Origin of the sequence: Pseudomonas sp. (assembly GCF_026224925.1) — a bacterium.
Lineage (GTDB): Bacteria > Pseudomonadota > Gammaproteobacteria > Pseudomonadales > Pseudomonadaceae > Aquipseudomonas.
Genome location: NZ_JAMFRV010000441.1, coordinates 1 through 10,623 on the forward strand (window position 1 = coordinate 1; position 10,623 = coordinate 10,623).

Sequence of the window (10,623 nt, forward strand, 5' to 3'; positions counted from 1 at the left end):
ACAGCGGTGAAGGCCGTTGGACGATTGATGCAGCCATGGAACAGTCGGTGCCGGTGCCGGTGCTGTCCAGCGCATTGTTTGCGCGTTTCCGCTCACGTCAGGAAAGCACCTACGGCGACAAAATGCTGTCGGCCATGCGCTTTGGCTTCGGCGGTCATAAAGAGGAACCAAAATAATGGGTCTGTCGCGTACGAAATCCAAGCAAGAACCCAAGGTCGCGCCATCGACCACTTTGTTTCTATTCGGGGCCCACGGCGATTTGGTTAAGCGGTTGCTGATGCCGGCACTGTATAACCTGAGCCGTGACGGCTTACTCGGCAACGGCATACACATTGTGGGTGTGGACCATAACGCCATTAGCGATGCAGATTTCGCGAAAAAGCTCGAGGATTTCATCCGCCAGGAAGCTGCAAGCAAAGTGGCAGAGGGTGGCGCTGAGCCACTGGACCCAGAATTGTGGGGGCAGCTCGCCAGCCGCATCAGTTATGTTCAGGGTGACTTTCTCGACGATTCAACCTATAGCGATATCGGCGAAAAAATAAAGGCCACCGGCACCGGCAACGCCGTGTTTTACCTTGCTACGGCGCCACGCTTTTTCAGCGAAGTCGCCAAGCGTTTGGGGTCATCGGGCCTGCTAGTGGAAACCGACGATTACTTCCGTCGTGTCGTCATTGAAAAACCTTTTGGTTCCGATTTGCCTAGCGCGGTGGGCCTTAACGCCTGCCTGCTCAAGGTGATGGCGGAAAAACAGATCTACCGGATTGACCATTATTTGGGTAAAGAAACGGTCCAGAACATTTTGGTCAGCCGTTTTTCCAACGGTTTGTTCGAGGCGTTCTGGAATAATCACTACATTGACCACATTCAAATCACCGCGGCAGAAACCGTAGGCGTTGAAACCCGCGGCAGCTTTTACGAGCATACCGGCGCGTTGCGTGACATGGTGCCAAATCACTTGTTCCAACTGCTGGCGATGGTTGCCATGGAGCCGCCAGCTGCTTTTGGTGCCGATGCCGTGCGTGGCGAGAAGGCCAAGGTCATCGGTGCTATTCGCCCGTGGACCGAGGAAGAGGCCTTGGCGAACTCGGTACGCGGCCAATACGCTGAAAGCACGATCGGCGACAAAAGTGTCGCTGGTTATTTGGAAGAGCCCAATGTGGCGCCGGACAGCACCACCGAAACCTATGTCGCACTGAAAGTGATGATCGACAATTGGCGCTGGGTCGGGGTGCCGTTTTATCTGCGCACCGGCAAGCGTATGAGCACCCGCGACACGGAAATTGCTATTTGCTTCAAACCTGCCCCTTACGCGCAGTTTCGCGACACTGAAGTTGATCAGCTCAAGCCCAACTACCTGAAGATTCAGATTCAGCCAAACGAAGGGATGTGGTTCGATCTACAGGCTAAGCGCCCGGGCCCGACCTTGGACATGGAAAACATTGAGCTGGGCTTCGCCTACAAGGACTTCTTCGAGATGCAGCCGTCCACGGGCTACGAGACCTTGATCTACGATTGTTTGACCGGTGACCAGACGTTGTTTCAGCGCGCAGACAACATTGAAAATGGCTGGCGCGCCGTACAACCGTTTTTGGATGCATGGGCCAAACACGCCAAAGTCGACCCGTATAAAGCTGGCGAAGATGGCCCGGCCACCGCCGATGAGTTGTTGCAGCGCGACGGTCGCGAATGGCGCAGCATCAAATGAGTGGCCCAGCGCAGCCTCTCATCCAGTTTTTGTTGTCCGACATCGATGGCACGTTGTTACGTCCTGACCATAGCTTGAGCCAAGCCAATATTGACGCTATCGGTCAATTACGCGATGCGGGTATTCGTTTCACCTTGGCCAGCAGTCGCCCGCCACGTGCAATGCTGCACCAGATTGAAGCCCTTGGCATTGATCTGCCGACGGTGGCGTTCAATGGCGGTTTGATTACCCATCCCGACGGCAGCGTGTTGTCCGCCCACCGGATTCCCCGAGCGGCGGCCGAGGATGCCTTGGCCATGTTCACCGGTAAGGATTGTTCGGTCTGGGTCTTTGCCGATGATCAGTGGTTGTTGCGTGACCTGAACGGCGCGTATGTCGACCATGAGCGCAAGACCCTTGGCTACGATCCAGTGCTAGTCGGCAATTTCGACCCCTATCTGGATCGTATCGACAAGATCGTCGCCGCCAGCGCTGACCACCAACTGCTGAAAGACCTTGAAGCACAGCTCAATCCGCAGATTGTCGGGTTGGCGCTGGCATCCCGGTCGCAGTTGTACTATCTGGACGTCAACGCGGTAGCGGCTAACAAAGGTAGTGCCCTGACAGTCCTGGCCGAATTCCTCGGCATTCCGCTCGCACATACCGCCGCTATTGGTGATGGCAGTAATGACGTGGCGATGTTCCGTGTGGCGGGCTTGTCAATTGCCATGGGGCAGGGTGAAGAGCGTGTCCGCAGCGAGGCAGATCATGTCACCGGCAGCAATCTGGAGGACGGTGTCGCGACGGCGATCAAGCGCTACATTCTGCCGGGTCTGCGTGGCTAACACCCCGGCGACTGCACACATAGTTACCCTGCGGGCCTCCTGGAGTGGGGCCTGTTCGGAAATCGTTTACTGACATTTTCGGATACCTGCCCATGGCTGCACTGATTGAAGACTACGCATTGCTCGGCAACTGCAAGACTGCCGCGCTGGTCGCCAAGGACGGTTCACTGGATTGGCTGTGTTTTCCGCGATTCGATTCTGCCGCCTGCTTTGCGGCGCTGCTGGGTGATAGTGACAACGGTCGCTGGAAAATTAGCCCGACTGATCCCGTTACACTGACCGAAAGGCGTTACCGCGAAGGCACGTTGATCCTTGAAACGGTTTTCGAGACCGAGACCGGTCGCGCCATGCTGATTGACTTCATGCCCACCGAGACATCCAGCAGTGTGGTGCGCATCGTGGTTGGCCTGGAGGGTTGCGTCGAGTTCGATATGGATTTGGCCATTCGTTTCGATTACGGCAGCAGCGTGCCATGGGTCGAGATGAGAGATGAGCACACCCTGACTGCGGTAGCTGGGCCGGAGATGCTTATTTTGCATACGCCGGTTGAGTTGCACGCGCTGGATCATCACACTGGCAGTCATTTTCTGGTCGAAACCGGCCAGCGTAAAGTGTTCGTCCTCAGCTATCAGGCGTCGAATCATCCGGTGCATTCCGGGATTGACGGCGAATTGGCCCTGAAGAAAACCGAACATTTCTGGTTGAAATTCTCAGATCGCTGTCCGGATGTAGGGCAGTGGTCTGCCCACGTCAAACGTTCGCTGATTACCCTTAAAGCACTGACTTACGAGCCCACGGGCGGCATCGTCGCGGCCGTGACCACGTCGCTGCCGGAGCGATTGGGTGGTGAGCGTAACTGGGATTACCGGTATTGCTGGTTGCGTGACGCAACCATGACGCTGTTGGCGTTCATGAACCTGGGGTATTACGAGGAGGCCGAAGCATGGCGTGGCTGGTTGTTGCGCTCGGTGGCGGGCAGCCCGGAACAGATCCAGATCATGTACGGCATCGGTGGCGAGCGGCGATTGCCAGAGTACGAACTACCTTGGTTCAGTGGTTATGAAAACTCTAAACCGGTGCGCATTGGTAATGCGGCAGCGACACAGCTGCAGTTGGATGTTTTCGGCGAAGTTGCCGATGCCATGACCCAGGCTGCAAAGGGCGGCCTGCCACGGCCGCCGCGCAGTGCGGCGATCATCAAAGTGATCATGCCGTTTTTGGAGAAGGTCTGGCATTTGCCGGATAAAGGCATCTGGGAAATTCGCTCTGAGCCGCAGCACTTTACTCATTCGAAAGTCATGGCCTGGGTTGCTTTTGACCGCAATGCGCACTTTGCCGAGCAGTCCGCCGAAACCGATGAGGACCGGGCCCTGGCTTTCCATTACCGAGCCATCGCCGACGAAATCCATGCGGATGTGTGCCTTAACGGCTTCGATACGCAGTTAGGCAGTTTCGTGCAGACCTACGGTTCCAAATCGCTGGATGCAAGTTTGCTGCAGATTGCGTTGACCGGTTTTTTACCGGCCGTGGATCCTCGGGTTGTAGGCACAGTCGCGGCCATCGAGAAAGCCCTGATGCAAGAGGGTTTATTGCTGCGCTATGACGCCGACCGTACGGTGGACGGGGTCTCGGGTCATGAGGGAACGTTCCTCGTGTGTTCATTCTGGCTGGCTGACGTTTACGTGCTACTGGGGCGCTGGGCCGATGCGCAGAATTTGTTCGAGCGCTTATGTGGATTGTGCAATGACGTCGGTCTGCTTGCTGAGCAATATGACCCGTGGCAGAAGCGCATGCTAGGCAACTTCCCACAGGCGTTCAGCCACATCGGCATCATCAACACCGCACTGAACCTGCACCGAGCGGCCTGCCCGGCTGTGGCGAGAGCCAGCGGTCATCGCGAAACGTTAGCGAGCTAAGCCCGTTATTGGGCTTTGCGAAAGGTAAAGTTGATGCGCTGCTCGCCCAGCAATGGGTGTTCAGCGTGCTTGAGTGGCAGCACGCCGTGATAGCGCAGCCGGTCTTCACCGCCCCAGACCACCACGTCGCCGTGGAACAGCGAAACACGTTGGGTTTTGTCGCTGCGTTCCAAGCCGCCAAACAGGAAGGTTGCGGGAATCCCAAGTGATACCGAGACCACTGGCCACTCATAGCCGTACTCGTTTTTGTCTTGATGCAAAGACATTTTCGCTCCCGGTACATAGCGATTGACCAGGCAAGCGTCGGGCATGAAACCAGGGAAGCCGCCTTCTGCGGCTGCGTTTTTCGCGAGCTTCAGGAATACATCAGGCAGTGTTGGCCATGGCGCACCGGTTTCAGGATCGATCCGGGTGTATCTATAGCCAGTGCGGTCAGTAACCCAGCCAACACTGCCACAATTGCTCAGTGCCACGGACATGGTAAATCCGCCGGGGGTCGTCATGTGCCTGAAAGGGGATTGCTCAAGCACCTGTTGCAATGCGGGCAGCACCTGCTCGATCAGCGGTAGCGCAAAACCTCGCAACACAAATGAGCGTGGACCGATTTTCTCGGTGCGCGGTTCTTGTGCTGCGTCCTCGGCGAACATGTCCAGGGTGGTGGGTTCTGAACCCATACGCCTAAGCATTTAATGCCCTCCAGGAACGGTGTTTACGCGCGACGCCGACTTCGCGGTGGTAAACACCGGGCACTTGTGGTCGAATCCGGGCCAGTAGCGATTTAGAGCGCTTTGCTGACTTTTACGTCGGTGATTTTATCGTCACTGCCGCTGTGCATTTTCTCAAGGGTTGCGGTGGCTTCTTCCGGTGAAGCCGATTGCAGCTGTGCAAATTCAAAGCGACGTTCGCCATTGAGCTTGTAGCTGATCGCGTATTTGGTGGTTGCGGTAGGGGTACTCACAAGCGGCTCCTTCTCAGATGCAGGGTTTTAGCTTCAGATACAAAAAATCAGAAAGCCATAAACGTATCAGCTCAACCGTGTTGCCGAGCGACGAACGATTTTGATGGTGTGAGTGAACGCAGCCTTGCGACCCCCACCGGTGTCGGCCTTGCGACCAGAGGTATCGATGGTGATGTTCCAAAAACCGGTGCTGGGCGCAGCGATTTTTGCCGGAAAACGGTCAAACGCTCCGCCGTGATAGGTGTGGCGGCCGCCGTTCTTGAAGCTGCGAAAATTCGCGTCGTTCATCAAACGGATGTTGCAGAGCTGGGAACATTCAATGACGACGAGATCGTCCTCGTTGAGGTGTTCGCGCTGATGTACAAATTTCATGGTGTCTCCGAAAAGGCTTTTTCTGCAAAATCAAAACGATAGCATGGGCGCGACGCCATTTATTCGTCGCGAGTGGTTTTATTGCGTTTATAACCGATAAAGGTACCTAAATAGGGATCTATTCGGTCACAAGCCTGTCGTAGGTTTTTTAGTGGAGTGATTGTATGAAATTAGCTGTTGTTGTTTTGGCACTTGCGATGACTGGATGCGCGACCGTTGCCGACATCGAGCATACCCCGCCGACGTTGAGTGTGATTTCTGGCAAAAGCCCACAGGGCTATGCCGACTGCCTGACCAATAAACTTGCCGGAAGCCGTAAACCACCTGTGGTCGAGCCTCATCATGATGGTTTGCGCATGATCATCTCGCAGAACCTTAATAAAGATCCCGCCGCCGTGGTGGTGATTGAAAGCCGCGGCAACAACGGTAGTTCCATCAAGCTTTATGAGCACCTGTCCAATGTGCCGATCCGGCCAAAAGACATTCAGAACGCCGCTACGGCGTGCATTTCCGGTTGATACTCGTACCAATCCGGTAAACATGCAGTTCGATTGATGGAGCGGTAATGAAGCGCGAACAGGTTAAGCAACGCCACGCCGAAGGTCATATTTCGGCCACACACATCATCCAGAATCCAGCCGTTGCAGGGGAATGGATCGTTTTTTTCAAGAAGAGTGCAGGCAGAAGTTTCTTCCTGGTGGATGACGGCGACGAGGTCGAGTCTTTCAGCCAGTTGGACGAGCTTGTTGTCATCGTCCGTGGATTGGGGATCAAGTTTGCCGAGATTCATCTCTAAAAGATCTGAGTTTCAAGCTTCAAGCTTCAAGCTAGAAGCCAGCGCCTTGTCGCTTGAAGCTTACCGCTTGCAGCTTACCGCTTGCAGCTCGAAGCTTACTTACACATCACCACAAGGCTGCGACTTTTGTAGTTGCCGACATCGACCCCGAGGGTCTTTTCGCTTTCGCTAGGCTGTGGTGTGCCGTTGGTGGCAACGATGTTGTAGCCTTTGCTTGGGCAGGAGGCATCCGCCTTCTGATAACAGCTGTCCCATGACATGGCTTCGCCTGAGCAGTCGATGCTTACGCCCTGCTTGCCGTTATTCAGAACGGTGTTGGAGGCCGTTGCACAGCCGGTGAGCCCTAATACCGCTATAACCAGTAAAAGTTTGTTCATGTGTTCATGCTTCGCAGTCAGGGCTGAAGAGGGGCGTGGTGTTTCAAGACTAAAATTCGACCGGCTGATGACGTAATAGTTGCGCAGTAGCTACCCGGTGATAATCAGGGCTTGGGACCGGAGCGGCGACGAGCGTGGGCTTTTGGTTGGTCTTGCAAGACGGCAGCGACCTCAATGGCTGCGGCCTCGGTGGTGAACGGACCTGCAATGGCCTCTGCGCTGGCATCCGATACCCACCACAGCCCATCTTTCAATTTGTTGATCAAGTACCCGTTTACGCTTTTGGCTTCAGACATCGATGCATCTCGTTAAGTGATTCAAGTGGCCCATGATAGAACGCATGGTCGTCGGCTGCACATTATTCCCACGCGGGCCGGGGCGCTCAGCTAGACTAGCCCTAGCCGTTAGGCTCGATAACCGCCGGGGGGGCGTCGCGTGCTTTATCGTGTTCCATGGAACTATCCTTACGTAAATCCCTCTATCAAGGCATAACGACGGCCAGTTAGGGCATTGTAAGGTGCCCTTCGCCTGATTAGACTGCGCCGCAAACAGCCACAGCCTTTTTTATTAGGGAATTATATGAGCCAGAATGTGATCAAGAAATGCTTGTTCCCAGCAGCCGGTTACGGCACTCGCTTTTTGCCAGCGACCAAAGCCATGCCCAAAGAAATGCTGCCGGTGGTCAACAAGCCACTGATCCAGTACGGCGTAGAAGAAGCACTTGATGCGGGTCTGAAGGAAATATCTATCGTTACCGGTCGCGGCAAACGCGCGCTGGAAGACCACTTCGACATCAGCTACGAGCTTGAGCATCAGATCAAGGGCACCGACAAAGAGAAGTACTTGGTGGGTATCCGCCGTATTCTTGATGAGTGCAGCTTCTCCTACACCCGCCAAACAGAAATGAAAGGCCTTGGGCATGCGATCCTCAGTGGGCGCCCATTGATCGGTGACGAACCCTTCGCCGTGGTCCTGGCCGATGACCTTTGCGTTAACCTCGAAGGTGACGGCGTTCTGACCCAAATGGTCAAGCTGTACAACAAATACCGTTGCTGCATCGTCGCCATCCAGGAAGTGCCGGCCGACGAAACGCAGAAATACGGTGTTATCGCTGGGGAAGAAATTCACCCAGGCCTTTACCGTGTCAGCCACATGGTAGAAAAGCCGAAGCCGGAAGATGCACCTTCTAACCTGGCAATTATCGGTCGTTACATCCTGACGCCGGATATCTTCAAAATGATTGAAGACACCCCGCCCGGCAAAGGCGGCGAGATTCAGATCACCGATGCGCTGATGAAAATGGCCGAAGAAGGCAACGTTCTTGCCTATAAATTCAAAGGCCAGCGTTTCGATTGCGGTGGTGCTGAAGGCTACATCGACGCGACCAACTTCTGCTTCGAGAACTTCTACAAAACTGGCAAAGCTTATTAAGTCATTGCCTGTATGCGTGTAAGACAAAGCCACCCTCGGGGGTGGCTTTGTCGTTTCGTGGTTGTCGGCGCTGACCGAACCTGCCGAAGCGGTTATGCTGTGCACCTGCTCTGGAGACCATAATGGCTTACGACTTCGACCTCTTTGTAATTGGCGCCGGTTCTGGCGGTGTACGTGCTGCACGTTTTGCTGCCAGCTACGGTGGGCGGGTAGCGATTGCTGAAAGCCGCTACCTGGGTGGCACCTGCGTTAACGTTGGTTGCGTGCCGAAAAAATTCCTGGTGTACGGGGCACATTTCTCCGAAGACTTCGAGCAGGCCAAAAGTTACGGCTGGTCCACCGGTGAGGCCAAGTTTGACTGGTCAACCCTGATCAGCAACAAAGATCGCGAAATTCACCGCCTCAACGATATTTATCGCGGCCTGCTGGGCAACAGTGGTGTCACCCTGCACGAAGGGCACGCCAAACTGGTCGATCAGCATCGGGTCGAGGTCAACGGTCAGACCTATAGCGCCGAGCACATTCTGATTGCTACCGGCGGTTGGCCGCAGGTGCCGGCGTTTCCCGGCAGCGACCTGGCGATCACGTCCCAGGATGCGTTTTTTCTCAATAAATTGCCCAAACGTATCGTGGTGGTTGGCGGCGGTTACATCGCTGTGGAATTTGCCTCGATCTTTAACGGCTTGGGTGCAGAAGTAACCCAGCTGTATCGTGGTGAACTGTTCCTGCGTGGATTTGATGACTCGGTTCGGGTTCATTTGAAAGAAGAATTGATCAAGCATGGCATCGACCTGCAGTTCAATGCAGACATTGAACGCATTGATAAAAATGACGATGGCAGCTTGCGTGTTTCCCTAAAAGACGGCGGTCTGCTGACGACGGACTGTGTGTTTTATGCCACTGGCCGCCGGCCTATGCTGGATAATCTTGGTCTCGAGAACGTTGATGTGAAATTGACCAAGGACGGTTTCATCGAAGTCGATGAGCTGTTTCAAACCAGCGAACCCTCGATTCTGGCCCTTGGCGACATCATCGGTGGCTTGCAGCTGACGCCAGTGGCCTTGGCGGAAGGGACCGCTCTTGCCCGGCGGCTGTTCAAGCCTGAGCAGTACCGTCCAGTGGACTATAGGCATATACCGACCGCAGTTTTTAGCCTGCCTAATATTGGTACCGTGGGGCTGACTGAAGATGAGGCTAAAAAAGCCGGCCATAAAGTGGTGGTGTTTGAAAGCCGCTTCCGCCCAATGAAGCTATCGCTTACTGGTGATCAAGAGCGCACGCTGATGAAACTGGTGGTCGATGCCAGCACTGATCGGGTTCTCGGTTGCCACATGGTTGGGCCAGAGGCAGGCGAAATCATTCAGGGTCTGGCGATCGCACTGAAAGCCGGCGTTACCAAGCAGATTTTCGATGACACGATCGGCGTGCATCCGACTGCTGCAGAAGAGTTCGTCACGATGCGTACACCTGTCGGCAGCTGAGTTTTCAGCAGGACAGTCGGCACCATTTGAGCGTCAGGATGGCGCTCAAGTGCTCAGAAGACGGTTTCAGGACGCGGACTAAACTCTTGAATAAGTATAATGTCTGGTCGACACCGCTTTGGCTCGAGTCGGATCGGCTTGCCGCTCTTGCGCGGTTGGACATCCTGGATACTCCCCCAGAGCTAGCGTTCGAAGAGCTTGCCAGTCTTGCGGCACAGCTGTGCGATGCCCCCATGGCACAAATCAATCTGATTGACGCTGATCGACAATGGTCCATGGCGCAGTTCGGCCTGTCGGAGCCCGATCAACCGCTTGAACTTTCCTTGTGCGCGCATTCGATCCACCAGCCAGGCGGAATGATCGTTGACGATTTGCGGGGTGACCCGCGTTTTGCCAAGCATCCGCAAGTTGCTGGGGGCGCCTATTTACGTTTTTACGCCAGTGCTTTGTTGGAGTCCGCCGGAGGGCCGCTAGGCGCCATTTGCGTACTCGATGTGCGCCCACGGCATTTGTCCAAGCGTCAGATTGCGGCCTTGGCGACGCTGGCACGGCAGGTGGTCAGTCAGTTGGAGCTACGCAGGGCAGTGGCCGTCCAGCGTGAGAGTGAGATTCGGCACGTGCGGCAACAGGCACGCCAGGCCTTTTTGCTTCAGCTCAGTGACCGTCTGCACGACGTGGTTCGTGCTGAAGACGTGGTATTCAATCTTGGCGAGAGCTTGGGCGCAATGCTTGAAATCCAGCGCATTGGTCATGGTCGTTACGA

13 protein-coding genes and 1 pseudogene are annotated in these 10,623 nt (G+C 55.2%); 9 read left to right on the forward strand and 5 right to left on the reverse strand.

Features of this window, described 5'->3' with window-relative positions:
* The 4 genes and pseudogenes from M0974_RS19105 to M0974_RS19120 all read left to right on the forward strand — a co-directional run.
* Positions 1-176, forward strand: a pseudogene (locus tag M0974_RS19105) (6-phosphogluconate dehydrogenase (decarboxylating)); the annotation flags it as partial.
* On the forward strand, positions 176-1,705 hold the full coding sequence (zwf, locus tag M0974_RS19110; RefSeq protein WP_297840207.1) for a glucose-6-phosphate dehydrogenase: 1,530 nt from the start codon (positions 176-178) through the stop codon (positions 1,703-1,705). The pseudogene M0974_RS19105 and the gene zwf, both read left to right, overlap by 1 nt.
* The gene (locus tag M0974_RS19115) at positions 1,702-2,529 is read left to right on the forward strand and encodes an HAD family hydrolase (RefSeq protein WP_297840209.1); all 828 of its coding nucleotides are present in this window, start codon (positions 1,702-1,704) and stop codon (positions 2,527-2,529) included. Before zwf ends, M0974_RS19115 begins: the two co-directional genes overlap by 4 nt.
* A 92-nt stretch (positions 2,530-2,621) precedes the next feature.
* Positions 2,622-4,445, forward strand: coding sequence for a glycoside hydrolase family 15 protein (locus M0974_RS19120; protein ID WP_297840211.1), 1,824 nt, complete (start codon positions 2,622-2,624; stop codon positions 4,443-4,445).
* Positions 4,446-4,450: 5 nt separating this feature from the next.
* Here M0974_RS19120 and alkB read toward each other — a convergent pair whose 3' ends face one another.
* The 3 genes from alkB to M0974_RS19135 form a co-directional block, all read right to left on the reverse strand.
* Positions 4,451-5,131, reverse strand: coding sequence for a DNA oxidative demethylase AlkB (gene alkB / locus M0974_RS19125; protein WP_297840213.1), 681 nt, complete (start codon positions 5,129-5,131; stop codon positions 4,451-4,453).
* Between the two features lie 92 nt (positions 5,132-5,223).
* Positions 5,224-5,403 (reverse strand): hypothetical protein, encoded by a 180-nt coding sequence (locus tag M0974_RS19130; RefSeq protein ID WP_297840215.1) that lies wholly within the window; start codon positions 5,401-5,403, stop codon positions 5,224-5,226.
* A 66-nt stretch (positions 5,404-5,469) separates the two neighbouring features.
* Positions 5,470-5,775 carry a DUF1883 domain-containing protein gene (locus M0974_RS19135; protein ID WP_297840217.1) on the reverse strand — a complete coding sequence of 102 codons (306 nt, stop codon included), beginning with the start codon at positions 5,773-5,775 and terminating at the stop codon, positions 5,470-5,472.
* A gap of 164 nt (positions 5,776-5,939) precedes the next feature.
* Here M0974_RS19135 and M0974_RS19140 point away from each other — a divergent pair, with 164 nt between their 5' ends.
* Together M0974_RS19140 and M0974_RS19145 are read left to right on the forward strand one after the other, a co-directional pair.
* Entirely contained in the window at positions 5,940-6,293 is a 354-nt protein-coding gene (locus M0974_RS19140) for a hypothetical protein (RefSeq protein ID WP_297840219.1), read from the forward strand.
* Between the two features lie 47 nt (positions 6,294-6,340).
* Positions 6,341-6,571 carry a hypothetical protein gene (locus M0974_RS19145; RefSeq protein WP_297840222.1) on the forward strand — a complete coding sequence of 77 codons (231 nt, stop codon included), beginning with the start codon at positions 6,341-6,343 and terminating at the stop codon, positions 6,569-6,571.
* 95 nt (positions 6,572-6,666) lie between these two features.
* Here the strand turns inward: M0974_RS19145 and M0974_RS19150 are convergent, their stop codons facing one another.
* Entirely contained in the window at positions 6,667-6,948 is a 282-nt protein-coding gene (locus M0974_RS19150; RefSeq protein WP_297840225.1) for a hypothetical protein, read from the reverse strand.
* A gap of 104 nt (positions 6,949-7,052) precedes the next feature.
* A complete protein-coding gene (locus M0974_RS19155; protein WP_297840228.1) occupies positions 7,053-7,244 on the reverse strand; it encodes a hypothetical protein in 192 nt (63 codons plus the stop codon).
* A gap of 295 nt (positions 7,245-7,539) precedes the next feature.
* Here M0974_RS19155 and galU point away from each other — a divergent pair, with 295 nt between their 5' ends.
* The 3 genes from galU to M0974_RS19170 form a co-directional block, all read left to right on the forward strand.
* The gene (gene galU / locus M0974_RS19160) at positions 7,540-8,379 is read left to right on the forward strand and encodes a UTP--glucose-1-phosphate uridylyltransferase GalU (protein ID WP_297840238.1); all 840 of its coding nucleotides are present in this window, start codon (positions 7,540-7,542) and stop codon (positions 8,377-8,379) included.
* A gap of 122 nt (positions 8,380-8,501) precedes the next feature.
* Entirely contained in the window at positions 8,502-9,860 is a 1,359-nt protein-coding gene (gene gorA, locus M0974_RS19165; protein ID WP_297840231.1) for a glutathione-disulfide reductase, read from the forward strand.
* A gap of 86 nt (positions 9,861-9,946) precedes the next feature.
* On the forward strand, positions 9,947-10,623 hold a 677-nt coding region (locus M0974_RS19170), incomplete at its 3' end, for a GAF domain-containing protein (protein WP_297840234.1).